The 25,955-nt window shown below is 54.8% G+C and carries 26 protein-coding genes, 2 tRNA genes and 1 pseudogene; 17 read left to right on the plus strand and 12 right to left on the minus strand.

Going from position 1 to position 25,955, the window contains the following annotated elements:
• The first annotated feature begins 14 nt into the window (after nucleotides 1-14).
• Complete coding sequence (locus tag SH528x_RS10855) at nucleotides 15-1,028, plus strand: hypothetical protein (RefSeq protein WP_442510546.1); 1,014 nt, start codon at nucleotides 15-17, stop codon at nucleotides 1,026-1,028.
• A gap of 11 nt (nucleotides 1,029-1,039) precedes the next feature.
• Here the strand turns inward: SH528x_RS10855 and SH528x_RS10860 are convergent, their stop codons facing one another.
• Nucleotides 1,040-1,366: a hypothetical protein gene (locus SH528x_RS10860; RefSeq protein ID WP_442510547.1), complete on the minus strand. Its 327-nt coding sequence runs from the start codon at nucleotides 1,364-1,366 to the stop codon at nucleotides 1,040-1,042.
• A gap of 425 nt (nucleotides 1,367-1,791) precedes the next feature.
• Between SH528x_RS10860 and SH528x_RS10865 the strand changes: the two genes are divergently transcribed.
• Together SH528x_RS10865 and SH528x_RS10870 are read left to right on the plus strand one after the other, a co-directional pair.
• Nucleotides 1,792-2,865 (plus strand): hypothetical protein, encoded by a 1,074-nt coding sequence (locus SH528x_RS10865; RefSeq protein WP_442510548.1) that lies wholly within the window; start codon nucleotides 1,792-1,794, stop codon nucleotides 2,863-2,865.
• A 3-nt stretch (nucleotides 2,866-2,868) separates the two neighbouring features.
• Entirely contained in the window at nucleotides 2,869-6,453 is a 3,585-nt protein-coding gene (locus SH528x_RS10870; protein ID WP_442510549.1) for a DEAD/DEAH box helicase family protein, read from the plus strand.
• A 19-nt stretch (nucleotides 6,454-6,472) separates the two neighbouring features.
• On the opposite strand, the gene SH528x_RS10875 is transcribed toward SH528x_RS10870, so the two are convergent.
• Entirely contained in the window at nucleotides 6,473-7,135 is a 663-nt protein-coding gene (locus SH528x_RS10875; RefSeq protein WP_442510550.1) for a DUF2726 domain-containing protein, read from the minus strand.
• A gap of 191 nt (nucleotides 7,136-7,326) precedes the next feature.
• On the opposite strand from SH528x_RS10875, the gene SH528x_RS10880 reads away from it, so the two are divergent.
• Nucleotides 7,327-8,001 carry a metallophosphoesterase family protein gene (locus SH528x_RS10880; RefSeq protein WP_442510551.1) on the plus strand — a complete coding sequence of 225 codons (675 nt, stop codon included), beginning with the start codon at nucleotides 7,327-7,329 and terminating at the stop codon, nucleotides 7,999-8,001.
• A gap of 8 nt (nucleotides 8,002-8,009) precedes the next feature.
• Here SH528x_RS10880 and SH528x_RS10885 read toward each other — a convergent pair whose 3' ends face one another.
• The 4 genes from SH528x_RS10885 to SH528x_RS10900 form a co-directional block, all read right to left on the minus strand.
• A complete protein-coding gene (locus SH528x_RS10885; RefSeq protein WP_442510552.1) occupies nucleotides 8,010-8,339 on the minus strand; it encodes a phosrestin in 330 nt (109 codons plus the stop codon).
• A complete protein-coding gene (locus SH528x_RS10890) occupies nucleotides 8,336-8,860 on the minus strand; it encodes an endonuclease V (protein ID WP_442510553.1) in 525 nt (174 codons plus the stop codon). Before SH528x_RS10890 ends, SH528x_RS10885 begins: the two co-directional genes overlap by 4 nt.
• A gap of 22 nt (nucleotides 8,861-8,882) precedes the next feature.
• A complete protein-coding gene (locus tag SH528x_RS10895) occupies nucleotides 8,883-9,698 on the minus strand; it encodes a metallophosphoesterase family protein (RefSeq protein ID WP_442510554.1) in 816 nt (271 codons plus the stop codon).
• 120 nt (nucleotides 9,699-9,818) lie between these two features.
• On the minus strand, nucleotides 9,819-10,418 hold the full coding sequence (locus SH528x_RS10900; protein WP_442510555.1) for a vWA domain-containing protein: 600 nt from the start codon (nucleotides 10,416-10,418) through the stop codon (nucleotides 9,819-9,821).
• 362 nt (nucleotides 10,419-10,780) lie between these two features.
• On the opposite strand from SH528x_RS10900, the gene SH528x_RS10905 reads away from it, so the two are divergent.
• The 12 genes and pseudogenes from SH528x_RS10905 to SH528x_RS10960 all read left to right on the plus strand — a co-directional run.
• On the plus strand, nucleotides 10,781-11,728 hold the full coding sequence (locus tag SH528x_RS10905) for a putative phage abortive infection protein (RefSeq protein WP_442510556.1): 948 nt from the start codon (nucleotides 10,781-10,783) through the stop codon (nucleotides 11,726-11,728).
• A gap of 84 nt (nucleotides 11,729-11,812) precedes the next feature.
• Nucleotides 11,813-13,195 carry a hypothetical protein gene (locus SH528x_RS10910; protein ID WP_442510557.1) on the plus strand — a complete coding sequence of 461 codons (1,383 nt, stop codon included), beginning with the start codon at nucleotides 11,813-11,815 and terminating at the stop codon, nucleotides 13,193-13,195.
• A gap of 280 nt (nucleotides 13,196-13,475) precedes the next feature.
• Entirely contained in the window at nucleotides 13,476-13,853 is a 378-nt protein-coding gene (locus SH528x_RS10915; protein ID WP_442510558.1) for a hypothetical protein, read from the plus strand.
• 171 nt (nucleotides 13,854-14,024) lie between these two features.
• A complete protein-coding gene (locus SH528x_RS10920) occupies nucleotides 14,025-14,486 on the plus strand; it encodes a hypothetical protein (RefSeq protein ID WP_442510559.1) in 462 nt (153 codons plus the stop codon).
• Nucleotides 14,483-14,689 (plus strand): DUF4314 domain-containing protein, encoded by a 207-nt coding sequence (locus tag SH528x_RS10925; protein ID WP_442510560.1) that lies wholly within the window; start codon nucleotides 14,483-14,485, stop codon nucleotides 14,687-14,689. The genes SH528x_RS10920 and SH528x_RS10925 overlap by 4 nt, the downstream gene beginning before the upstream one ends.
• Nucleotides 14,690-14,873: 184 nt before the next feature.
• Complete coding sequence (locus tag SH528x_RS10930; protein WP_442510561.1) at nucleotides 14,874-15,668, plus strand: hypothetical protein; 795 nt, start codon at nucleotides 14,874-14,876, stop codon at nucleotides 15,666-15,668.
• Nucleotides 15,669-15,978: 310 nt separating this feature from the next.
• Entirely contained in the window at nucleotides 15,979-16,569 is a 591-nt protein-coding gene (locus SH528x_RS10935; RefSeq protein ID WP_442510562.1) for a recombinase family protein, read from the plus strand.
• A gap of 101 nt (nucleotides 16,570-16,670) precedes the next feature.
• Nucleotides 16,671-17,036 carry a hypothetical protein gene (locus SH528x_RS10940; protein ID WP_442510563.1) on the plus strand — a complete coding sequence of 122 codons (366 nt, stop codon included), beginning with the start codon at nucleotides 16,671-16,673 and terminating at the stop codon, nucleotides 17,034-17,036.
• Entirely contained in the window at nucleotides 17,033-18,433 is a 1,401-nt protein-coding gene (locus SH528x_RS10945) for a hypothetical protein (protein WP_442510564.1), read from the plus strand. The genes SH528x_RS10940 and SH528x_RS10945 overlap by 4 nt, the downstream gene beginning before the upstream one ends.
• A gap of 13 nt (nucleotides 18,434-18,446) precedes the next feature.
• A complete protein-coding gene (locus SH528x_RS10950) occupies nucleotides 18,447-18,926 on the plus strand; it encodes a hypothetical protein (protein WP_442510565.1) in 480 nt (159 codons plus the stop codon).
• 13 nt (nucleotides 18,927-18,939) lie between these two features.
• The gene (locus SH528x_RS10955) at nucleotides 18,940-19,779 is read left to right on the plus strand and encodes a DUF2213 domain-containing protein (protein WP_442510566.1); all 840 of its coding nucleotides are present in this window, start codon (nucleotides 18,940-18,942) and stop codon (nucleotides 19,777-19,779) included.
• A 231-nt stretch (nucleotides 19,780-20,010) separates the two neighbouring features.
• A pseudogene (locus tag SH528x_RS10960) lies at nucleotides 20,011-20,985 on the plus strand (recombinase family protein); the annotation flags it as partial.
• 382 nt (nucleotides 20,986-21,367) lie between these two features.
• Here the strand turns inward: SH528x_RS10960 and SH528x_RS10965 are convergent.
• The 3 genes from SH528x_RS10965 to SH528x_RS10975 form a co-directional block, all read right to left on the minus strand.
• Entirely contained in the window at nucleotides 21,368-22,714 is a 1,347-nt protein-coding gene (locus tag SH528x_RS10965) for a TROVE domain-containing protein (protein WP_442510567.1), read from the minus strand.
• Between the two features lie 459 nt (nucleotides 22,715-23,173).
• On the minus strand, nucleotides 23,174-23,545 hold the full coding sequence (locus tag SH528x_RS10970) for a hypothetical protein (RefSeq protein WP_442510568.1): 372 nt from the start codon (nucleotides 23,543-23,545) through the stop codon (nucleotides 23,174-23,176).
• Nucleotides 23,546-24,548: 1,003 nt separating this feature from the next.
• Nucleotides 24,549-24,619: transfer RNA gene (locus SH528x_RS10975), tRNA-Cys, on the minus strand.
• Between the two features lie 51 nt (nucleotides 24,620-24,670).
• Here SH528x_RS10975 and SH528x_RS10980 point away from each other — a divergent pair.
• Entirely contained in the window at nucleotides 24,671-25,030 is a 360-nt protein-coding gene (locus SH528x_RS10980) for a four helix bundle protein (protein WP_442510569.1), read from the plus strand.
• Nucleotides 25,031-25,097: 67 nt separating this feature from the next.
• On the opposite strand, the gene SH528x_RS10985 is transcribed toward SH528x_RS10980, so the two are convergent.
• From SH528x_RS10985 to SH528x_RS10995, 3 genes are all read right to left on the minus strand, one after another.
• The gene (locus SH528x_RS10985; RefSeq protein WP_442510570.1) at nucleotides 25,098-25,295 is read right to left on the minus strand and encodes an SEC-C metal-binding domain-containing protein; all 198 of its coding nucleotides are present in this window, start codon (nucleotides 25,293-25,295) and stop codon (nucleotides 25,098-25,100) included.
• Nucleotides 25,296-25,432: 137 nt separating this feature from the next.
• Nucleotides 25,433-25,503: transfer RNA gene (locus tag SH528x_RS10990), tRNA-Cys, on the minus strand.
• Between the two features lie 32 nt (nucleotides 25,504-25,535).
• Nucleotides 25,536-25,919: a hypothetical protein gene (locus SH528x_RS10995; RefSeq protein ID WP_442510571.1), complete on the minus strand. Its 384-nt coding sequence runs from the start codon at nucleotides 25,917-25,919 to the stop codon at nucleotides 25,536-25,538.
• Between the last annotated feature and the right edge of the window lie 36 nt (nucleotides 25,920-25,955).

Genomic DNA, 25,955 nt, shown 5'->3' on the forward strand with positions numbered 1-25,955 from the left:
GGAATTGAACAACTGTGGACAGAGTTCATGCGCCCGAGAACTTGGATGTCGATTCCATTGAGCATGCAGCGATTGCGATCGGCATTCCCGATTTGGAACGCCCGCATCAACTTCATGCTGGCGTCGTTTTCCGAAAATCATCGGACAGCATCAAGCTGTTGCATTTAAGATTTCACCAAGATCTTGCCGAGGAAGAAGTTGCAAATTCGTACTTCATTATCGAATGCGACTTCATCGAGGAACGGCTTCAAGCGGTCAGTGCGCTGTGTCGTCGAATTGCACGCCGCTACTTAGGCGGCGGAATCTCTTACGGATTCACGCCCCCCAACGACGTTTTTGATGGCATCACAGGGGAGCTTCTTCTTGACCCGACCGATACGGGACTAACCTGTGCGACATTCGTGTTAGCGGTCTTTCAAGCGGCAAGGTTGCCCTTGGTTGACTTAGAAACTTGGCCGCCGGCTGACGAGCTTGACCGAAGATGGCAGCGCTGGGTTGTCGAAATGCTTCGCCGACACACTGACGACGACGCTCACGCCAATGCGGTAATGAGCGATGTCGGTGCAGGTCGCATTCGTCCCGAGCACGTAGCTGCGGCTGCGATCCAGGGAACCTACCCAGTATCGCGGTTGGCAATCGACGACGACGCCGATCAGATCGCGTATCAACTGTTTGATCGCCATCGCAACGATCTATTGGATCAGCACGATGATCTCGTCACGGCGACTATCCGCAACTTAGTCGAGTCGATGTATCGGCATCACCGCCTCGCACCATTCTTTGTCCGTCTTACTCCAGAACAAGAGACCTGCGTTCGGTATCACCATCCCTTTAGGAACAAAGACTACTTGACCTGCTATCTAGACGGCGACGACTGGGGTTCTTGGCTGCTTGCCAAGCTGCCTTCCAGCCGACTTCTACTTGAATTTATGACTCTTGCGACCATTGAGCGCAACGGAGCCGACCCGAACTTGACGGAAAGCAGGCGACGCCTAAGACAAGTAACCGCTGACTTCTTGCAAGAATAATTCAAGGTCAATCACTCAAGGTCATCCAACAACGGCGTCGGCTTCGTTCGTTTCGATGACTTTGGCTCGCTGCTCAATTGAAACGGCTCATCGTCTTCGCGAACCTGGGTCGTCATCTGCTCTTCACCAACCCCTAACTCCGAATCACCAGCCACCAACTTCTCGCAGGCGGCTTGGCCGAGGAGGTTTCGGGCGTGGAGGTGGCATTCGGCCCAGGATTCTTCGGGGGTTTGAGCCAATTGCCAATCGTAAAAGCGAGGACCAAAGCACTCCCAAACCGGCTGCGACTGCTTCGCTTGCTCGCCATTATCGCTAATTGCTTGAGTTGTCGTCTTCAATTGCCGGGGCGCTCCTTCTCCAGCCTGCCCTCACCATTTCAGCGAGGATGACGTATGAGACAAACGGAGAGCCGTGTTTCATCGCTCCCGCAAATTTGTAGTCGTCAACAAAATCATCAAATACATCTCTGAGGTTCTCAGGTAACGAATCACGAGCAGCTTTGTGCTTCTCCGTTCGATTCGGTTGCTCTGTCATATTGTCGATCCGCTGTTCATGTTATCTCTTGGGGCGCGTCGTCTTGGGGACGCTTGTTAATTGAAATGGCTCGTCATCGTCGTTTTCCGTATCCACAGTGTCACAGGTATCAGGACTAACAATATCCTCAGCCGACGGTGATGTCGCCGTTGTGGTTTCGCCGTTCTTAAGCACTGGCCTGATTACAAAAATCTGTGATCGTTTCAAGCAAGTTATTTTGGTCTCGACGATGAGGGAACTGGATCTCCAGCTCAATTCATCACTGGCAGCTCGGTTGAAGAATGGAACGCTGGAAACTTACGTGGTCAATGACGATTCGTCATCTGATGTAAGCACTCAATTAAGTCTGCACGCCAAGTTGTTCTTGCTTGAGCGTGGGCAGGAGCGTTCGATGCTGATTGGATCAGCAAACGCGTCGCACAGCGCATGGGAAGGACCAAATTGCGAAGCGATGATGTCGTTTGATCCGTCGATCAAGGCTTCGCAGTTTGTGCAGCAGTTTGTTTTGCAGGATGACAAGTGTCGGCCATGGATCGAGCAATACACGTTCGACGACTGGGAAAACCGTGAAGATGAAACGGACGAAGAGAAGATTGGAAATCTCATAGGGGCGATTCAGAAACTTCTTAAATCGCTGCGTTTCTCGTTGTCGTTCGACGACAAGAAAAATACTCTATCACTTGCATCGGAATGTCAAGGAATTCGAGCAGAACTAGAACAGTATCGCGGTGATGGTTTCCACATCACGGCGACGCCTATCTCCCTAATGGATGACAGCGGGGGCGTTTCACGCAGCGATCGCCTTATCGACCAGGCTTTCGCAGGTGGCATTTCGTACGAGGTGACGGTCAGCAAATTGACTGAGTTTGTCGGCTTCTCCATTCACCATGAACCAACCGCCATTTCGTGTCAGCTGGTGCTCAAGGCATCATCGCATGATTTTGCCAATCTGCTCGAAAGTCGAGATCAAGCGTTGCTAAAAGAGGAGCTTTCGGCCCGACAATTTGCAAAATTTCTAACTGCACTCCTCTTTGACGACGCCGCGGCATCCAGGAAAGACATTCGACGAATCCTCACTGGCAGAACGGGTGGTGGCAACGGACGTGATTTGATGGCTTCGGATGTGTTCATCGAAGACGTGATGCGATCATGTACCGAGGACGCATCAAGAATTGGTGAGATCACTCGCATGCTCGAAACCTTCGATGGAAAAGATGGTGAAGGTGAACAATACGTCGGTGATGATTTCCGAGCCTTCTGGTTGTCTTTCAAGGAATCGTTCATCAAAGTGCATGGAGCTTGAAAGATGGCGGACCTAAAGGAATTTCAACAGGCAGCGGTTGATCGCATCGTGCGGATGCTTCACGAAAACGGCTCCGGGCGATTCTTGCTGGCGGATGAGGTTGGCCTTGGCAAGACTCTGATTGCACGCGGCGTGATTGAAAACCTAAGTCGAAAAAAAAAGTCTTTCACCGTAGTCTATCTCTGCTCGAACCTGGAAATAGCATCGCAGAACGCAGAGAAGCTCGTGTCGGCCGAGTCTGCCTCAAGACCGTTAAAGGAACGGCTTACGCTAATGACGCTCGCCATGGAGCGTTCACGGACGTCTGCTCTCCGAATCTACTCTTTTACGCCTGGAACCTCCCTAAATCTCGGCCAGGCAACCGGAGTCATTCGTGAGCGAAAGCTGCTGCTCCTTTTGTTAAGTCGGCAGTTCGATTTTCGATTGAGCAAACGGCTTCGCTCGCTCTTTTGCTGCTCGGCCGATCCCGACCGCTGGATGGAGGAAACTGACAAAAGGTCATTGAACTTTGAATTTGGCAGCGACATCAAAGCAGGGTTTGCAAGACGCTGGGCGGCACTCGTTCGCAAGACTTTCGTCGACGTTATTGATGCAGAAAAGACTCCAACGAGAATGCGACTCGATTCCGCCGTTGTTACGACAGCGCAAGATTTCGCTCGGTTTGGCAAACAGGATTGGACTAAAAGGAATCGCAGCCGGGTGATCAGCGAACTTCGCACGTGCTTGGCCCTCGCCTCTTTAGATCACCTCAATCCGGATTTGGTGGTAATGGATGAGTTTCAAAGATTTCGAGATGTGCTGATCAACTCACGCAACGAGTCATCAGTTGAATCGAAGCTTCTGTCAATGAATGGAGCCAAGGTTCTGATCCTGTCGGCAACACCCTACAAGATGTACACGATGGGGCATGAAGACGAAGATCATCACCAAGACTTCTTGGAGACATACGCCTTCTTGAAGAAGTGTGATACCCGCGACAGTCGCGTCGGCAGTCTCAAAGCAAACCTAGAAAACTTTCGCACTAAGCTGGAGTCCATTTCTCAGATCGAGACCGTTGATGAAGATCTGCTTCAGAAAAAGCATGCTATCGAAACGGATTTGTGTACTGTGATGTGCCGCACGGAACGGAATCGTTACCTCGACGATTCCAAGAAGGGCATCAACGAAATTCCTGTGGATGGAATTGATCTCGCTGGTCAATTTCCCCAAGGTGAGGAGCTAGGGCAGTATCTGGAACTTCGCCGTTTCATGCTGCAAGAGTCTGGGCTCGCTGGCGAATACGCGCGCTCTATCGAAGACTTTTGGAAATCTGGACCTTCGTTGCTTTCGTTCATGGACGGTCACTACTCTCTGATTTCCAAGCTGCGTGCTCGGGATGACAAACTTGGTGGCGTTGTTCCTAAACACCTATTGCTACCGGAAGCCAGCTTGAGAAAGTCGGCAACGTCAAATCTAAAGTTTCGACAGTTGTTCAAGAAGGTTTTCGGTGATGATGACCAAGCCAAAGACGATTGGCCATTTCTTTGGATAAAACCTCGTTTTACTTACTATCGCGACCGTTTCTACGGAAAACGCAAACCATCAAAGTTCTTGATCTTTTCGCATTGGCATTTCGTTCCAAAGACGATCGCTTACCTCGCCAGTGCAGAAAGCGAACGCCGCATTCGATTTGATAGGGATCGCTCCACGAGTTCGCCGCTTTCGTTCAAGAGCGGCAGTCTATCGCTGTTCAACGTTTGCTTCCCTTCCCTGGCGCTTGCAGGTGGGATCGACCTGCTTCGATGTTCAGCACGACACGATGCCGAACCTGATCAATCCGCTGTGGAACGTGCGGCTCGCGAAGAACTACTTAAGTTGCTGCCAGAAGGGGTTGCTTACCGAAAGTCGGGAAAGGCGTCAGATATTTGGCAGGTCATTGCTGCCATTGAGTCCAACTACGCTGCAGTGATAGGCAATGAATTCAGTGGTGCACTCTCGCGTTTGATCGCCGATCGCGACTTGAACCCTTCAGTCACGAAAGAAGATGGTGTCGACTGGTTTTCCCAATGCCAGGACAAGTACGCTCAGTGGTTTCGACAGTCATTGCATACAAACAACTCGCGTCTGGTCGTAACCGAAAAATCGCTCGGCCGAATTCTACGAATCGCGTTGTATTCGCCGACGATTTCTTTGCTGCGCAGCTTCTTACGAGTTGCCGATGAAGTACTAACCACCAATACAAAGACGAATACGAAGGAAACCGTGATTGATTTGTTTGCGATGGTTGGATCGATTTGCCTGAGTCAAGTTCGCAACTATTTCAATCGGCCGTTAGTACAATCAATCGTCGATCGGCACGGTAGAGGTGGCAGTTACGTAGACAAAGTGCTGGACTACTGTGCTCGCGGACACTTGCAGGCTGTGCTTGATGAATTTGTGTACCTTGAAATGGGTAACGTTAGCGGCAACAAAAACAAATCACGAGCGGAGAAACTAGCTGAGCAGGTTGGCACTGCTTTTTCAATGAACACTGGTACTCCTCGTCTGAATATGCCCGATTCAAAAGGTCGGTTCCAGACCAATTCGCCGATCGTGGGAGCGACGCATTTCGCCCTGTCATTTGGTGAAGACACCAGCGTTGAACGAGAGGGTGGAATAGACCGAAAGTCAAGAAAGTCAGATGTCCGAACCGCGTTCAACTCCCCGTTCTGGCCGTTTGTCTTGGCAACAACATCAGTCGGCCAGGAAGGGCTCGATTTTCACTGGTACTGCAAAGACATTGTTCATTGGAACCTTCCGTCGAACCCTGTCGACTTGGAGCAGCGAGAAGGCCGAATCAATCGACACAACAGCCTTGCAATTCGTGACATGATCGCTCGTGACTATCCTCTTCGAGAATTGAAGACATTTGCCTCGCAGCGAGCCGAATTGGAACCAAGCGGACTTCCCTGGGAGTGGGTGTTTGATGCCATCAAGGAAGAGCCAATGAACGATCAAACATTCAAGCATGGGTTATTTCCACATTGGATATACAAGCCAAAGGACGAGAATACGGAAATACTTCGGCGGCATCTTATTTTTTACAACGCAAGTCGCGACATTCATCAGTACCGACGATTGAAACGTGACTTGACGATTTATCGACTCGTGTTTGGCCAGCCAAGACAAGAAGACATCGTCAAACGAATCCGCGAAAATATCGGTGATGACATCGAACAGGATTCGCTCGAGAAGCTCCTTCCGATCTACATGATCAATCTTTCGCCATTTGTAGGCGATGCCGCTTGGAATTCAGCTTTAAAGCAGGCTGAGCGAATCCTCGGTGACGACCGATTGAAATCTGATTTCATTTCGATGGTTCGGAAGTTTTACTCAAAGAAGTCTGCGAAACTGTTGGAAGCAAGTGATGAAATCCAATCGCTTCTTCAGCTATGCGAAGGGTCTCTTAGAACTGATACTGAAACAGCAAATGCGATTCAAGCCGCCGCTGCATTATTCTACCTGGTAAATCCCTACGATGAAGTCTTTGACTTTTTTCCAGGTGTTGGATTCGCCGACGACATCAAACGAATAAAACAAGTACACTCCGAAGTTTTCGGAATCCTGTAGTCCCGCCAAGTGCGACCTGTCATTCAATTCCGATGATCTCACGACACTTCGGGTAGTTTGTACACGCCCAAAAGCGTTTGCCGGCGTGTGCGCCTTTTGCTGCTTTGCGTTGGACCATTGCGGTGTGGCACTTTGGGCAGGAGTGTTCGCTTGGTTCCGCTGGCAATGGCGGTGGGGCTGACATGTTGGACGCGGTTTCGGGCAGAACGCTCGCGATTTGTTGTTGGACTTCGGCGATTGAATAGGTGCGAGCGGCTTTGATGTGCAGGATGGCCAGGTCAGCGGCGGCGAGGGCTTGGTCGAGGAAGGCGTCGCGATCCTGTCGGTCTTTAGGATTGTGGCTGGCGTCGTCGAGTTCGATGGCAAGAACCGGCTGCATCGTTGTGGGGTCGCATAGCAGGAAGTCGATGTGCTTGCTGCTGATCTTGTTTTCGTACGTGCGGCTGTCGTCTCTTCGCGGGACGTACAACATGTCCCACAGTCGCACCTTGTTGTTGATCGAGTAGGTTTGCCCGACCGCTTGCTCAAGGACGCGATAGAAGGCCAGCTCGGCGGCCGACAGGAAATTGTCGCGCAGACGGTACGGGAGGTCCTTCTTTCCTTGTCCCGATCCAGCACCTGGACGGATGCCCAACAGTTTGAAAAAGAAACCAAGGCAGCCACTTTGTTGCGATTCCGCCATATTTCATTGCCCCAACATCACGTAATGAATTTAGCGGAGCAGTCTACCAAATGACGAATTCGGCTGACATGACGGATAAGCACTGAACCTCGATCATCGTATCGACTGTCAGACCATCGCATAGATCCGTATTCTGTGTAACTTGATCGCCAGTGGGTTCAATACACTGATTTCCATCGAGAAGACTCTACATGAAGATTTGGTTCATTTCTGACACTCACAACGAGCACCTTGGGTTACAGGTTCCAGAGGTGGACTTGGTGATTCACTGCGGTGATGAATCGACGCACGGGAATGCTTGGATGAATGAACCCGAGGCGAGACGGTTCTTTGATTGGTACTCGGCGTTAGACATCGCAAATAAAGTGTTCGTTCCGGGGAATCACTCGACTGCTGTGGAACAGGGACTGATCCGCGCCCAGGAGTATCCCGGTGTTCGGTTCCTGGTCCATGAGTCTATGCAGTGGAACGGGCTGAAGCTGTTCGGTTCGCCGTACACGCCTCGTTTTCATGACTGGGCGTACATGAAGAAGCGTGGGAAGCTCGATCTCGTTTGGCAATCGGTTCCCGATGATGTCGACATCCTGATTACGCACGGCCCGCCGAAGGGAGTCCTGGATGTCACGCATGACATCGAATCGCAAGCACTCGTCCAGGTCGGATGTGCTGCTCTACGGCGACATGTCGATGAGCGAATCAAGCCGAAGATGCACGCTTTCGGGCATTTGCACGACGAGAAAGGCATCAGCAACTACGGGATGTTCACTCGCGGTGCGACGCAGTACATCAACTGTTCATGCTGCAATCTCGCGGCCAAGTTGAAGAACAATGGGTTTGTCGTTGAGGTTGGAAATGGTATTACATGAGTAGGCAGCTACCGTGGTCGCCACCTCGATGTCGGCTCGACCAGGAATAGGATTACCTCTTGCGTGATGATCGCTCGGTGGGCAGTGGCAGGGCCGGCTGGAATCGAAAGTGCGTCGCCCTCGCGAAATTGAACACGCGAATCAGTGAACTCGATTGCGAATTCGCCGCTGACGACAAAACCGATATGTGTCTTGGTGCAGGGTTCGAGCTCGACAAATGGCGGGGAGAACTGAACTAAGCGGATACTCTGGTTTGCGTCATTAAAACGTTTCTCTCTCGCACCGAGAGCGATTTCGACCCACGGTAAGTCGGCGAAGCGTTTGAGCACATCATTCATGCTGGTTGTTCTCCTCGGCTGAGTCGATCGACTCGCTTGAGGATGGCTGGAAATCGATGCGGGCCATGCATCGCAGCGATATTGCTCGCTGCTTGGGAGATGGGTATGCCGACAGACGTGATGTATAGCGGTCGAGCACTGCCGCCTCGGTGTAGCTCGTGAGCGTGTAGCGATCGCTTGAATGGATTCTTCGCGACGCCGATCACGGGAATCGTTTGATTCAGAGCATCGTGAAGGTATTTGCCGAGGCCAGGATGGTCGAGGTCGTCCAACCATACGTAGCCGTCAATGACGATGTGCGTTGGAGGAATCGGAAGTTCGCCAAGGACCGCCTTGATGCACGGCAATTCACGCAGATAGAACTGGCCAGGTTGATAGTCTTCGACGGCATCGACATTGACGACCAACTCGCTCAATGATGCAGCATCGCTCCAGTCGTTGATGACAACGCAGGCAGCGATCGCTGTCGTTGGATCGGTTTCGGACTCGGTGTAGCCGACGTCGATGCAGGCGATGGTCATTGTTGATTGATGATGGTTGGGTTCACGTTTCGTTCTCAGTCAAGATAACGACTCTCGCGTCCACATTGAGAACTTGCGTTCCGGATGAGAGCTCGGCAAGAGGCTCCGGCCAATGTGAGTGGCCCCTGACAACAAGCGTGCTCGCGGATTGCTCGAAGACTTCTCGGGTTCGTGGTGATCCACGGAATCCACGCTCTGGAGCATCAGGTCCATCGTGCATGAGCGTGAGCGCTGGCTCCTCGCACAAGAGCATGCCAAGTGTCTCGACATAGTCGTCTTCGGTGCGTCGCCAGGGGCGTCTTGGGTTTCCTGTGATACCGCTCAGTCCGGCGATCGAAACGCCTCCGATCGTCACTTGCTCGTTGTCTAGGAAGTGAACCGAGCCAGTGAAACGCGGCCGGTTCGCCCCGTCCGCGAACGTGTCGTGGTTTCCTGCGACGCCGACAACCCAGTCGAACTCAGAGGCGAACGCGTCCCAGACGGGCCGTACGTCGCCGCTGCCGCCGCGTTTGTCGAGTGCCGGGACGGTGTAGAAATCACCAGCAAGCAATACACCGATGTCTCCCTTTGGCAGACCGAGACTGGGGATTACATCCGCGCGCAGCATCGCCGGAAGGACTTCGCCTAGAAGCCGCAGCGGTTGTCCGCAAGCCGACTCGAAAGTCTCGCGTCCTTGAAGGTCGGCCGTGACGACAATTGCAGACGTGCCCTCGGGCAATGCATCAACGAAGCCGCGATGAACCGGGACGACATCGTTGTAGAAGTCGCCAGGTCCACGACCTGCGTTCAGATACCGTATTTCAGCAAGCAGTTTCGATTCGATGGATGTGATTCTCATAGCCAACTAAGACACTATCGCCACGCATCGGTTCAGTACAGCATCCTCAGAGGAAACGAAAAACGCCCGCGGGGGGATTGCTCCTCCGCGGGCGTTTCGGATTTCCGCTCGCCTTTCGGCTTATAGGTCGACGGATTCGACTTCGCGGACGAAGCGGGATGCGTCGTTCTCTAGGAACGATGAGACGACGTTGAACACGGCGTCACTGAAGCCGCCGATGTTTAGGATGTCGTCTTGCTCGGGTGCTTGGCTGGTTCCGTAGGGTTGGATGTCGATGCAGACTAGCTTTGGATCGGCAACGCCAAGTCCACGCTGCGTCTTCTTGAACTTCTCCCACTGCGTCATCACGCCGGTTGAGCCGTTTTGGCCGTAGCCGTAACGACGTCCCGAGGTGATCCAGCTTTCGTTGTCGCTGACCAGCACGACGCCAGCGAAGGCTTGCTTTGCGTAGCGTGTGTTGGCTTCGACAAATGGCAACGAGCAGTCCGTTCCTCCGCCTCCGTACTTCGACAAGCGTGCTGACAGTGACAGGATCGTATCGCTTGTATCGACCTTTGCCTTATAGGCTCGCGTATCGAATGGAATCACGACGCTGTCTGGGTTGCCACGCAGGATCGCTGCTGCGAACAATGCCGCAATATCGACGCATCGCATCTTCGACGTTCCGCCGCGACCACGGTTTCCCGTGACTGGGCAGCCCATCGAACCTGACGTGTCCAACGCTATCTAGTATGCCCCTCCGTTTCGCCCTGGACGGCGTCGATTGCGTAGCAGGAACTAACAACTAACAACGAGACTGACGCAAATGGGTAGGCGGGTAGCTCCCGCCGTTGCACCACCGCATCCTCTTGTCCTTGTGGGCTAGTATGGTGTGTGCGGCTCAATTTAGTAACATACAACCGTCCGCCCTCGACGTGCGAACGGAATGGTTTGCCAGTCCAGTCGGGCCGCTGCCCAGCTGGTTGGTTGGACGTGGATAGGGAACTGAGACAGCGGGGCGTTTTTAGTCCCCAGATGGTTCGAAGCTATGCGACGCTGCTATACGGTGCCCACTAGGTTAAGTAACAATAAAGCGAATAAGAATGACACAAGCCGACCAAACAATTGCAGAGGAAGAATCACCTTTTACGTGGGTTCATTGGGGTGTCGTGATGCTTATTGCCGTGTGCATCCTAGTCGCCGTCATTACAACGCCGGCAGTCGTGCAGTTTGTAACCGGAAAAAAACCAGCTACGGCGGGAGAATTCGGGGACATGTTTGGCGCCGTCAACGCCATCTTCTCTGGTCTCGCCTTTCTAGGCGTCGTCGTTGCAATTCTACTTCAGCGGCAAGAACTTGTTCTACAACGGAAGGAACTCGCGGATACAAGAGAAGTCCTTGAGCAACAACGCAACGAGATGCAGTCTCAAAATGCATCCTTTAGAAAACAGCAGTTTGAAAGCATGTTTTTTCAAATGATTTCCTTGCACAATCAAATTGTGAATGATTTGGATACAAAGAAAAGCACATCTATGTACAAAAGGATAGGGCAGCGGCGATTCGCTAAATTGAACGGCATCATCGAGCCGAGTGAACCCACGGAGGAAATAGTGAGAGGTCGGGATGTGTTCGAAGTATTTTACCAAGAGCTCAAGAAGCTAGTAGCAAGCAAGAAACCGAGCCAGAGTCCCGAAGAGCAAAAGATAAAAAGTCAGGAAGAATTTGCATCGATTTATGAAATTTTTCGTGAGAAAAAGTCAGCGGACCTCGACCACTACTTTCGAAACCTGTACACGATCATGAAGTTTGCCGACGAGCACGGTGGAGACACTGCTCAGTCCTATGTGAACATCCTTCGGGCCCAGCTGTCAGCGTTTGAGTTGATATTGCTATTCTACAACTGCACATGTGGCCCCAACATTCAACCGTTCCGATCCCATGTAGAAAAGTATGGTTTTTTTGAACACTTGCAGTTCAAGCTGCTTATTAATGGAACTAGCACGAGCTGGATAAGCCATGATGCCCTTTATGAGAAAGTCACTCACTGCTAACTGCTTTAGGAAAGGGGCACTGACAGCCTGTATGCAGCGTGGGGTGCCCTCGCGGCGACGGTTGGCGAAACCACAGATGAACCAATGAACCAAAGACGAGGAATGCGACCACCAAACCGACACGAGCGACGGCTGGCGATGCACCGGAGTGACCGGCTGCGGGAGATGCCAAGTGTGCCGTTTTACGAAGCCACCGTCCCCGAGGAATTTGCACGATATGCGACGGCCGAGCTTTTGGCCGGTTTTGAATTGAAGCCGCGTAAACGTGAGCGGCAGGTGGAGGTTGCAATTTGTTGCCTGAATGCCGCCGTGTTGGCCGAGCTTGTTGGTGCATGCGTTGCGGATACGCGTGACCAAACGAAGCCCGGCGTGCGAATGAGGGTGGCCATGTGGGATGCTGCCGAGCGAGCAGGGTTAGTTGTGAAGCACGTTGGATCCGAAATGAGTGGTATGCAAACCCGCTACCTCGCCACCGCAGCACTCACAAGACACTTTGTAAATTGGCCGCTGAGAGAGCTGACAAACCTTGAACTGACGAGAAACACAATGAGGCCCAATGAACCAACGGCAGAAGCATTAGTGCTGCTGAAGAAAAGTCGAAAACGAGGCGGAAACCTATTACCGCTACCCGATCTTGAGACGGCGACAACCATTGGCGACCTGCCGATTGGTGGCTACCTAGAGCGTGTGGAAAACAAAATTGAGAAGATCAACAGATCAAACCTGCGGCATACATGGGAAGCGTTTAAGACGATGCCGGACGGCCGCCTACGTGCAACGCAGCCGAACGTTTGCATCAAGCAACAACACATTGACGAGCTGATGCGATATGCCCGCCTATATACGTGGGGACCAACATCAGCCCAGAATTTCACCGTTAACGAACGCCGATTGATGAAGATCGACGGCGAACCGGTGGCCGAGTTGGACTATGCGAGCATGAACCTGCGAATGGTTTACCACTTGCGGAAAATTGACATTGACGCCGATGAAGATACCTACCGGACACACCGCGTTCTGCCCGAGGTTTGGGGCACCAAGGCGAAACGGCCATTGGCCCGTTTGTTTGTGAAGCGGGCGACCAATGTGATGCTCAACACGACGAGCAGGAAGGCGGCAGAATTGGGAGTACGCGGGTTGCTATACCGGAATAAAGAGAGCCGGTTTTGGGCGGCGATGCTTAGGGCCTACGATCTGACACCGAGCGATATTGTGAAACGAATTGAGGAAGCCCACCCACAAATCGCCGACCGTTTTTTTATTGAACTGGGAGCCTGGCTGCAAACATTTGATGGGATGGTAATGCTTCGGGTGATGGGGGCATTTGCAATTGAGGACCGACCGGTGCTAGGCATACACGATGGTTTGATTTGCCGAGCGAGTGACGCCGAGTTTGCAGTGGCCATGATGCAGATCCACTATCACGTGAGATTCGGTTATTTGCCGGTTGTGCGACGTGTTTACTAAGTCTATACCCGACAATGGTTTACGCATAATGCATGGGTAGTGGGTGGGTGTGGCCACCGGTGGTTGGTGTTAGCAAGTGTGAGGTTTGGTATTAAAAATTACAAACCGAACACACACCACCGCGACAGACACCCCAATACCCAATACATGGCCCGTCACGCCAAGACCACCCCGTAAACGCGACAGCGGGCCAACAGGACCGCCAGACGGCATGCCTACGCGACCGCCACACCGCCCCTGCCAACATCGCCAACGCCACACCAAAACAACGGAAACTAAAATGACACCAGAACAACGACTAGAAGAATTGATTGCCCATGGGGCCGCCATCCAGCTTCCGCTGCACGACCAACCCATGCTAACACTAACCCTGGCCGGGGCGTTGTGGTTGACCGACCCGAAACGTCTCCGATGGTGTGCCATCTTCCCGGAGCACCAGGGCCACGTGCATGAGTTGCGGTACACCCGCACCGATATGATGAATGATGGCCGGGACATCGCGTTCTACCGTGGCCCCGATTTGGTGGCCGGTGTGGTGCCATACGAAGAGGGTGACCTAGAAACGGACGAAGTGCGGGCCGCCCTGGCCGCGTGGCGTGACCAATTGGGACGCTACGACAACGTGGCCCAATTCGCCGAGTTCCTAGAGATGGCGTAGGCTGCTTCTAGTGCGGGACAGCCACCAACGCCACCAAAAAGAACCTGCAAGAAACTTCCGAGAGTCTCCGCGAACAGGAGTTGCCCACGTCAATCGTCTCCGTAAGCTGCCCTGTACGTGACCGCAACATGTAGCGGCAATGAACCAGCACCTACACCGGAGACAAGAAAGATGGCAGCCAAGAAGAAGACCCAAGCGATTGGAAACGTGACACCACCCGTGAACATCGAGTTTGATTGGGGCACCACCGGCCAACGCCGCACCAAACGATTTGACGACGCACACGAAGCGAAGGCATTTTACATGGCCAAGGACAAGGCCGGGAAGAACCCGAAGGTGATTGCCGCCGAAAGCAAACTCGTCGCAGAACACACGCCGACACCGGAGTCACCCTCGCCTATGAAGGGCGACACCACCAAGGTGCCCGGTGTACGGGCCATGCGAACGCGGCCATATCTTGCGGGCGTGATTATCCAACGGCACGGATTGGCCGCCGGTGTTACCGGTGCGATGGTGGCGGAACTGGACGCGGCCTATGGCAAACCCAACCCCACCGAGAGTCAGTTTTGCTTGAAGAACGCATGGCACGCCTGTCGAGCGTTTGCAGGTGTTGCCGAGGGAGCGGTGCAATGAACATACCCATCCCCGGCGACCGTATCCGGCTCCTGACCATGCCCGACGACCCGGACCCGGTGCCCATCGGCACTACGGGCACCGTGCGGGCCATCTCGCACGTTTCCAGCCGTCCCGCGTTCACGCAGATTGGGGTGGATTGGGACAACGGACGGCGACTGATGCTGACCGTGCCTCCGGACCGCTTCGAAATCACCGCGTAAGATCAATCCCCCGCCGCCCGTGTTGCCCATTGCTGCTTCACGGGCGGCGTCATACGCTCCCGGCACCATCAACGCGACAGCGGGCGATCTGGGCGGCAAGACGTGGGTTGAGGTCGCTTCAGCCGTCAGCGACAATGGTACAAAACGGCATGGCCATGCCGTTTTGTGAACACCAAGGATCATCATGGATACACCGCAAACCGAAATCAAACACCTCAAGGGCCAAGCACTTGAAAGACGTATGGCAGAACTCGCAAAGAGTATTTCCGAAGAACATGTGATGTGCAGGACGGCCGAGGGCGTGGCGTTGGAGCACGCACGCAAGGCCGGGCTGTTGCTCTGCGAAGCGAAAAAGAGGAAAGGCGGAAGCGGAAAATGGGGTGATTGGAAACGGAAGCTGATCGAGCAACTCGGAGCCGCCGATCGCACCATGAGCCAGTACATGCGGGTAGCCCGGTTCTGGGACGACCCCCGCATCAAGGCCACCCGTGACCGTGGCGAAGACTTGAGTATCACGAAGTTCATTAACATCGTCAAACGCCCACCCAAGCCTGCCCCCGGTGCCGGGGAAGATGACGAGCACAATGAAAGTATAAAAATTGTACGCAAGGACGTACGCGACGAGTTTGCCGAGTATCTCCGCAGCCTGGACTCCTACGAAGTCGGCATCCTTTACGCCACCCTGGATGATGTGCTGGCGGTTGCCAACGCCGACCTCAAGGAACGGGTATGTGGAGCCTACGAGGGACCATACTACCGGGACCGGGATGAGTACCACCGGGAGCAGGCAGCCCAGATGCACAGGCCAACACCGGAGGACGAGTCGAAGAAGAAGAGGAAGCGACGCAGCGACTATGAGAGAGAAGGGGAGAGGGCCGCCAACGCCGACATGAAGGCGGCCAAGGTGGAGAAATGGAACTCACTTCCCGTCAGTGGCAACAAGGAGCCCAGCAAAAAACGGCCACCCCGTAAACGTTAACACCAGCCGGGCAACCGGCACACGTACATAGGGTATCCGGTATGGGGAGTAATAGCATCCAGGATTGGCAGGAAATGCAACTGGGGAAAAGAGCCGAGAAAGCAGCTCCGCACTTCCTCCCCATTTCACCCCCTACCCCGGCACCACCGATGCCGCACACGACCACGGACGGGAATGTGCATTTAGGGTGGCGGCATCAACGGCAATGATGAACGCATGAAATAACGGCCCGGGCCGAGGCTTACAGGATGTGTGGATTAGGGCGTAAGCTAATCGCACGTGAACCAAAACCTGCACCGGAGCCGCCCCAATGAAGAAATCGATTGCCGTTTACATCCGCGTGAGCACCATCGGCCAAAACGAAGCCGGACAACGCGAGCAGATTACCGAGTGGTTGCACAACCACGGACACGCCCCCGCCGCTGCTACGTGGTATGTGGACAAACACACGGCCACGACCACGGCCCGTCCCGCGTTGGATCGGCTTCGTGCCGCAATCTTCGCGGGCCACCATGCGACCGCCGTAGCGTGGCGTCTGGACCGCCTAGCACGGAGCCAACGCGACGGCATAAACCTGTTGGCCGAATGGTGTGATGCCGGGGTGCGGGTTGTATCCATCACCCAACAACTCGACCTTGCCGGTGTCACCGGGCGACTGATCGCGGGCGTGTTGTTTGCGGTAGCCGAGATGGAGTTGGAGACAATGAAGGAACGCCAACGGGCAGGCATTGACGCCGCGAAGGGACGAGGCGTTTACAAGGGCCGCAAACCGGGCACGACGAAGGCCCGGCCAAACCGGGCACGGAAGCTACGCGAAAGGGGCCTGACGCATTGCGAGATCGCCACCGCCCTGGGCGTCAGCCGCACGACGGTTAGCCGATACCTAAATACGGCGAATTAAAAGGGTTGAGACTCCGCAACGACGCGGTATGTTACCAGCGGGTTACCAACGGGGTGGCCCGCCAATGCACCGGAGACGAACAACCAACAACAACGGAACCAATGGCACGACGACGAAGCGAAACGAAGAAGGACGTTGCGATCCCCAAGACGTTCATCCCCAGGCTATGGGATGAGTTGGATGGTCGCTACGGCATCGCGAAGACGATACGCCACCGGTACGAAATGCTACGCGAGGATACCGGGGCGGAGTCCTACCAAAAGGAAATGCTCTGCCAGCGTGCCGTCTTCATTGCCTTGCAGTTGGAAACGATGGAATGCGAGGCCACCGAGAGCGGGATGTTTGACCCGGGCGTTTACACACAAATGAGCAACGCACTACTCGGGCTGCTCAAGGCGTTGGGATTGAACCGGCACATCAAGGACACCGGCGACCTGCAAACCTACCTGGAGGAACAACGCCGATGAACATTACCAAAGCAATCAAAGATAAGAATCTGCTGCAACCGTTCTTTGGCGACGTGCAAACGTGGCGTCCGTGGTTGACGGCATTGCGTGCGGTGTATGGCCTGCCGGTGCGGGCCACGGCCAGCCGCCGGTTGGTGCAATACGCCACCGGGCGGTCCGCCGACAGTTTGCCCGAAGATGGGTTTAGCACAGCGTTGTTTTTGACCGGAAGACGAAGCGGAAAGAGCAGGATTGCCGCAACCATAGCCGCCTACGAAGCGGTGCTGGCCGGACACGCCGCCAAACTATCGAAAGGAGAGAAGGGAGTTGTGCCGGTGGTGGCACCCACGAAGGCCCAGGGGCGGATCGTGCGTGACTACACGCGGGCGATCTTCGAGCTGCCGCTGTTTAGGACCGCGTTGGTGCGGGAAGCCGATGGCGGGTTTGAGTTACGCGGTGGCGTACGTATCGAGATCATGGCCGGTGACTTCAGGACCGTCCGGGGCTACACGTTGCTGGCGGCCATCGTTGATGAGGCGTGCTTTTTTGGCTACGAGGCCGACGCGAAGATGAATGACACCGAATTGGTGCGGGCATTGAAACCGAGTCTTGCAACCGTCGATGGGAAGCTGATTTGCATCAGCAGCCCCTATGCCCGGAAGGGGTGGTGCTACCAACAACATAAACGCCACCACGGGAATGAGACGGCGAAGACATTGGTTTGGAACGTCCCAAGCCGAACGATGAACCCGACGTTGCCGCAACGAATTGTTGATGAGGCGATGGCGGAGGATATGCAGGCCGCGAAGTCCGAATACCTAGCGGAATTTAGAGATGATGTGGCCGACTACATCCCGCGTGAGGTGGTTGAGGCGGTGGTTGCACGGGGCATGCCCCAACGGATGCCCCGCCCCTATATCGACTATGTGGGCTTCGCCGACCTGAGCGGCGGACGTTTAGACGACGCGGCCCTGGCCATTGCCCACCGCGACGGACGCCGTGTTGTGGTTGACTATGCCCGGCGGTGGCGGCCACCGTTTGCACCGGATCGGGTGATAGCCGAGATGGCAGAAGAATTGAAGGGCTACAACGTACGGGCGGTGACGGGTGACAACTACGCAGCGGAGTTTGTGGCCGGTGCATTTACGAACAATGACATCCGCTACGAGCGGGCCGACAAACCAAAATCCATCCTGTATGCCGAGCTATTGCCTCGGCTATGTAGCCAGGAAATAGAGTTGCCCGATTGTGAAATCATGGTAGACCAGCTAGCGAGTTTGGAACGCCGTACGCGTGCCGGTGGCCGAGACGTTATCGACCATCCACCGGGCGGCCACGATGACCTTGCGAACGCGGTGGCGGGAGTGGCAACGGTTGCCGCGACACCGGCCCGCCGCGTTGGTGCGATGTTTTGTTAAAGGAGACCTATCGATGAACAGCACACTTGTAACCCAACGGGTTGAACAGTTTGACGCCAAACACGGCACGCCGGCCAGTGATGGAAGCTGGTTTTATTACGCCGACGGTGCGAAGCGTGAACAGAGTCCATACGGTGCCCTTTACGAACCCAGCAACGATCCCCGGCAACGGTTGGAGACGGTGGTGTGGTATCGCAAAATCCGCCTGGACCATGTGGCGGCGGAGTTTGATGAGACGAAGCAACGCATCAAACAGCACGACCTACGCACGCAATCCGAGACGCAAATCGAAGCCAGTATCCGCACGCTGCAAACCCTGCAACGCCGCGTCCGCCATGCCGCCGAGAAGTACGGCGAAGCGGCGGATGAATTGAAGAAAGTGATGCCGGGCTATCGCACACCGGAAGAAGAAGCCGAGAACCAGCGACAGTTGGCCGAGGCCGACGCGAAGCGATCCGCCTACGAATCCACCATTAACGCCATCAACATTTAGGAACGCAGAAACCATGCTCCAGCACATTACCATCAACGCCCACGGCAAACACACCCGCTATGAACAACTAAATGGGAAAGAATACCTAGTTGTCCCGATGGTGATGATGACGGAGGGCGTCCACAACGGGAGCAACGGTGCGTTGTACTACCCGCCCCATGAATTGGCCAAGACGCCCGAGGCTTGGAACCTGAAACCGGTTGTGGTTTACCACCCTCAGTTTGGAACCGCGACGACGCCCGCCGAACTGGCCGCCCGGATGGTTGGCATGGTGATGAACGCACGGTGGGACGGTGTGCGGCTACGTGCCGAGGCGTGGCTTGAACAAGAGCGTCTCGGCGACCTAGCCCCGGAAGTGGGCTGGGCGTTGGCCAACGGCGAGCCGGTGGAAGTATCGACCGGCCTATTTACCGACAACATGCCCACCCCGGGCACGTGGAATGGGGAAGATTACCAATTCGTGGCCACCAACTACCGGCCCGACCACCTGGCCCTATTGCCCGAGGGCGTAGGGGCGTGCTCGGTGGCCGATGGTTGTGGGCTGCTTCAACTTAACCAGGAGAGTGATGAGATGAACCAACACACCGAAGAAGGCCTGCCATTGCCAACGATGAATTTTGGCTGTCAGTGCAACCATGAAGCCTACAAGGGCGAAGGGTTGCCATTGCCGACGATGAACTTCGAAAAGCCGAGCTGCGGTTGCGGGGCAACTGGTGCCGTAAACGGGGGCAACGTCGCCCCCGTTGTGGCCCCGCCATCGTGGCCGGTGCAGTCGCATGGGCAGGCCAACAACAACGCGACAGGCGGCAATCAGGGCGGCGAGACGGGGTTGCCGTTGCCGTCCACCCTTTAACCAATCAACCCACGTGGGTTTCCTTGGGTTGCTCGGGGTGGCAGTAGGGGTCTTCTCCACCACTACGCGGTTGGCAACAACCGGCACGCCACCCCGGGCGGCTTTTGCTAAAGTTACAAACGGGGCGGCACGGCACGGGATTGATCCCCCATGCCGGACGAATCAAACCCTAGCCGGTTTCGTCTGCCGCCCCTTCTTCAAAACATCACGGCTAGGGGAAGGCTAGGAACGATGACAAAGACGAAAAAACTACGATTTGCGGGGTTAGTCCGCGTCTCCGGCGAAGCTCAAGCAAAACGCGGAGAGTCGCTACGCACCCAACATGGCCAGATAGAGAGCACCGTTGAGCAGATGGCGGCGAACGTGACGCGGTGGTATGAGGGCCAGGAGCACGCAACGCCCGGCTATGAACGGCAGTTGTTGGACCGGATGTTGGGTGATGCTGCCAAGAAGAATCAGCCGTTTGATGCGTTGATGGTGGCCGACCCAACGCGGTGGACCCGTGACAACCAACGCGGCGACTCGGGCCTGGATCATTTGCGACAGCATGGCATCCGCTTCTTTGTGTTGGGCCAAGAGTTCAACCTATATGATCCCACACAACGCTACATGCTCCAACAGTTCGCCTCGTTTGGTGAACTATCCGCCGCCCTGAACCTTCAGAAATCAATGCAAAACCGCATTGCCCGGGCAAAACGCAATGTGCCCACCAACGGCAGCCTGCCGTGGGGCCGCACGTTTGATAGAGCGATGGAGACTTGGGGCATTGATGAAGAAATGCAAATTATCATCAAGGACATAGCGGCACGCTACATCAGAGGCGAATCTCGGGTGAAGTTGGCAGCCGAGTACGGGCTGGAGCAAACGGGCCTACACGAAGTGCTGACGAAGAAATGCGGGTCGGAGTGGACGATTCAGTTCACGTGCAAGAAGCTGAACATCGACGAAAAAGTCACGTTGACGATCCCCGCATTGCTGCCCGCCACCACTCGCAAGGCTATTCTACGGCGTGCCGAGAAGAACCGAACCTCCGATCACGGCCAAATCAAACACCGCTACCTGCTATCCCGGATGATCTTCTGCGGACATTGCGGCAGTGCGTTATCGGGTGGGTGCCCGCGTGGACGCCGTGTGTACCGGCACTACGAGCAGAAAGAAAATTGTTTAGGAGGACAAATTACCGCTGACCGCCTGGAGGAAGCCGTATTGCGGCAGATGTTCGAGATGTTTGGCAATCCTACGGCGGTGGCGGCAGCGGTGGAGAGGGCAACGCCAAACCTTAAGCGATTGGAGGAATGCCGGAAACGACAAACACGGGTTGCCACCGAGCTAGAGAAGTTGGTGAAGGGCCGCGACCGGTTGGTGCGGATGATCCGAGAGGGCACATTGAAACCGGAACACGCAAAACGCGAGCTAGAGGAATGTGAGGAACGTGAGACGCTACTGACAAACGAGCTTGACACACTGGAAGCGGAGTTGGGCAATGTGCCCGACAAGGCCACCGTGGAAGCGGTGGCGGCACGAGTTGCGGGCGGCCCAAAACGTGGCAATCGCAGCAACCGAAAGCTCAATCGCGAGAAGCAGCACGCTAATACGAACTACGATTCGATGTCATGGGAAGAGAAACGCGAGCTTTGCCAGATTGTGTTTGGTGGGAAGTTGGCCGATGGCCGACGCATGGGCGTGTACGTTGAACGCATTGAGGGGCAGCCGAAGCACGGCTCCAAAGATTGGAAGTTTCATATCCACGGCAACCTAATTGATGAGTGGGGCGGCACCGCGTACCTTGACGAAATGCTGGCCGACCCAGAGCACAAAACAACCGGCGTAGGGCGGGCCGATGGGGTGCAAAGTAGATTGGGTTCGTCGTGTCGAGTCCGATAATGATTGGTCCAGGCAGCGTTGGTACATTTCCGCACGCGATCTCCGCCGCGTCATGTAGCGCCGTCTTGATCTTGCTTGGAACCTCGTCCGATGCGTTCATGTAAGCCGCCAGGAACTGGTACGGGAACTGACGGCTGCGAGCGATCGCGTCCGGGTCAGCCAGTTGGCCGGCCACGTAGTCGATCATCGCGTTGTCGGTTCCTGCGAATCCGAGGATTCCGTCCTTCTTGAATACGTCGTGACGCAATAGCGTGTTGAGGTTCATTCGCAGTGCTTGAGGTCCCATTTGTCGGGCAATCGCCTTCCAAACCAGCGGACCCTTGGCTGCGTCGGCTAGCAAGTCCCATCGAACTTGCAGGTCGCCGGCGATCAGCGTTTGGGCTTCGGCGGTGTCGGCTGCTCGGTAAGCGACCAACGACTGAACCGTCGTTGGCAGGTGGTCAGCCGTAGCTGGCGCCCACTTGTCGACTGGCTTATCGGTCAACCATCCGAACAACGCTCGACGCGCGTCATCCTTTGGCGTTGGACGTGCCATTCGCAAGATGTCTCGCAGGCTCGGATCGTTTCCGATCGAAGCTGAAAGCAACTTGCCAACAGACGCGTCGTTCAGCCAACGTTGGAACGCTCGCTGCAGCGAAGACGACAGACCCTTGCGACCGAACTGTCCTGAACGAGTCATTTGGAAAACGGTGCGTAGAACGCGGCCGTTGTCCGCGACTCGGTCGAAGACTTGGTGCATCAGCTTGGTGTTTCGCGTCGACAGCGCGACCAACAGCGCCGCCGGCATGTCCTTCATGTAAGCACGCTCACGTGAATAGACGGCCAGCTTTGCCAGGAACTCGTTGTCGTCGATCTCGTCGATCAGCTTTCGCATCGCGTCGAGTTGGTTCTGCGCGGACGCGTAGTAGACATTGCCGAACGTGCCGGTCGCCGCCATTTGGGCGAGCGCGTGCTTCGCTGACAGCTTGTACGCTGGGCCGCTCGCTTCGTTGACGACTGTTGCTCGTGGCAGGACGCTAGTGATGCTTTGGAATAGAGACTTGTTGGCCATGGTGGCCTCCTTACTAAAAAGCGATCCGACGAAGTTTGGTGCAGAGGTTGCTCCCAAATGAGCTTCGCCCCGTTGTGGGGCCGCGACCGAGAAACGTCTCGGCGCGGTTGGAGTCGGGACGACAGGAATCGAACCTATGGACTCCACTCCGGCAGTCGGATCGTGTGTTTTGCGTCCCGAACGAAATGGGGCCGTTTCGCAGCACGATGGTTTTGTGTTGTTGAAGTGGGATAAGCTTCTAGCTTGTCGATCTAGGACTGACAGGCAGGATGCCTATCCCACGGTAGTGATGCAAAAAACGCGATCGACGAAGTTGTGACCAGAGGGTTTTACGGTGCTCTACCACTGAGCTACGGCGCTGCAATCTTGCGAATGGCAGTTGCGCCGGTGGGACTCGAACCCACGACACCCGGCTCCTGAAGCATGTACTCCGAATCGGCAGTCGATCGTGTGCGCTTTCTATTTCGTTTTCTTCTTGGTGGTCTTTCCCATTTGTTTCCAAAGGGAACGGCCGTTGTCTCGATCGAGCCGGACAAGTTGTTGCTGTCGCGTGTCGAAAGCGATCAGGTTTCCCTTGGGTCGCTTCGCGTAAACAAACGGCAAGCAAACGGCAACGACTTTGTGCGGTTCGCCGGCTGCGTTTGGCAGGTAGCGAAGTCGAACGAGTTCGTCGATGGGTTGCAAGATTCCTGAGCAGTCCCATAAGTAGGACGGAAGCTCGATGATCTCGCTGAGGATGGTGACGTAGTCACCTTTGGCGATGTCTTCGCCAGCGATCCTGGCCGCGACGGTCGTCACGGTTTTGGATCGGGATTCGGTTGTGGTTTTCATGTTTCCGTAATCGTTGAAAGATTGACTTTTGCATGTGAGTTCTCTGTTGGTCAGCGAGTTTGGATTACTCGCGGCCGGTCGTAATGGCGAAACAGGAATGTAAAACACGCATAGTTCGATCTCTCGAGACGATTGGGAAAAACGCGACTAACGAAGTGGTTGATCAGAGAAAACGTTCTGCCAATTAAACTACGAGCGAGCCGAAGCTTGCTCGGTGGGAATCGAACCCACACCTTTCGATTAAGAGTCGATGTACTCCGATGCGGCAGTTAGTCGTGTACGGGTGCTAAGTTGAAGGGGGCGACGAAGTTTGTGGCCAGAGGTTTTTTCCTGAGCTATCGGCGTTCCTTGCGGATACCGAGCGGGGCTTGAACCCGCGACCTCGTCGCTCTCTCGACGCGCTCTAACCTATGTACTCCTAACCGGCAGTCGCCTTGTTCTGTTGTTGTGTGTAAAAACGATTGACGAAGTTTGTTAATCAGACAGATTCGATGCTCTACCAACTGAGCTACGAAGCGAACACAAGGTTCACTTCGGTGGGACTCGAACCCACGACACCCGAGGTGATGTAGTCCGATTAGGCAGTCAATCGTGTTTTGTAAATGGCGACGAGGTAATGACTCAGATCACTAACGCATAGGAACCGAACCTACCGATCGTGTTGCCACGATCCCCAGACTCACTGGACGCAATCATTGGTGGATGGATTCCAAGCCGACAGTCGCCATGTTTTGTAAATGTCCAACGAAGTTGTTTGCCGAGAAAACCGCTCTTATCGACAGCAATGCCGTCGACAGTGGGCACACGACGACGATTCTCATGGAGATTCATCGACGCTCACGCTGCTTCCGGTCGCCCGGAAGCTCGATACCTTAGGGTCCTCATAGTTAGGATGTATTCCCAGCAGGCAGTTGAACTTTGTGTTTTGATCGGCCAGCGAAGATTTTGAATCAGACGGTTCTTTAGCAAAGATGTATTCCGATTCGTCAGTTGGTCGATCAAGAAACGCTGGTGGGAGTCGAACCCACTTAAACCGGGTTGCAGCCGGCCGCCTAGCCATCTGGCTCCAGCGTTAAGATAGGGGTGAGTCTTGAGTTGTGAGTCCTGAGAAAAAGGGGTTGAGATATGCGGGATCATCGAAAGCTACGAGCGTTCGAGTTGGCGGACCAGCTTGTTATGTCGGTGTACTCAGCAACCAGGACATTCCCGAAAGACGAAATGTTCGGGCTGACGTCACAACTTCGTCGTGCTTCCGTTTCAATCGCGTCCAACATCGTCGAGGGATGTGCGCGGAACTCTGAAGCAGACTTCCTGCGTTTCCTCGACATGGCATTTGGGTCCATTCGAGAGGTTGAGTATCAACTGACGATCGTTCAGCGGCTCGAATACACAAACAGCGAAACCGCCGAACAACTTGCCAGCCAAGCGGATGAAACAGCAAGGGTGCTCGCCGGTCTCATCCGCTCACTTCGCTCGTCTTCATGAACCTCAATGACTCAAGGCTCATCCCTCAGGTCTCATTCCCTAAAAGTAGTCGTCGCGATTGACGCCATCACAGACGCCCGGATCGTAGGCAACAACGTTTGAACCGCTGACCGCTGCCGCATGGGCATAGGTCGTTGCGGCCGAGCTTTTCCTCGAGTTGCTTGCCTTGGATAATTCGGACTCCGCGTTTTACTTTCGTTTCTGACGGGTAACCTTTACGACGTTTGCTCATCGGCTCGAAAGCATTGTGCGTTGTCGTGGTCATATTGGTGTTCGCATCGCATCGTTCTGCTCCGGTTTGATTGTGAAAGTGTTGATGTGTGTAAAGACCGATCGGCGAAGGGACAACTCAGATGTTTCACATTTTCAAGATGTAATCCGAGTCTGCAGTCGATCAGTCAGAAACGCCGGTGGGAGTCGAACCCACTTCGACCGGGTTGCAGTCGGGTGCCTGGCCATCTGGCTCCAGCGTCATGAGTCGCCGCCGGTTTCGGCGGCGACCGTGTTACTTGTCGTTCTCGTTGTCGTTCAGATCAATGATCTTGAACGTTGCTTCGGCGACTTCCTTGGCAACGTGCGGCCCGTTTGAGACGCCTTCGTCACTCTCATTCAGGACGATACGCGGGGTCGATGGCTCGAACCGCAAGTCGTCGATGTAGTTTGCCGTGTGGAAATCGTCGATCGGACGCAGCAGATCGTCACCGCTTCGAGACATCAGCGAGCCGATGTCGTCAGTGCTTCTAATGCAAGCTCGTCCGACGTCGTCGACGCTGTTGACTCCGATTCGGGCCACATCGTCTGCACATCGACCGAACATTCCCAGCAGTGCGAGCAATCCAGCACCAGCGCCGTGGGCCAATGCGTTGTCATTGTCGTTCTTCGTCAACATCGGCCTCCTTTCATCGTGGCGTCGTGTAAAGGTAAG

The sequence above is a fragment of the Novipirellula methanifontis genome (assembly GCF_052161655.1).
Classification (GTDB): domain Bacteria; phylum Planctomycetota; class Planctomycetia; order Pirellulales; family Pirellulaceae; genus Novipirellula.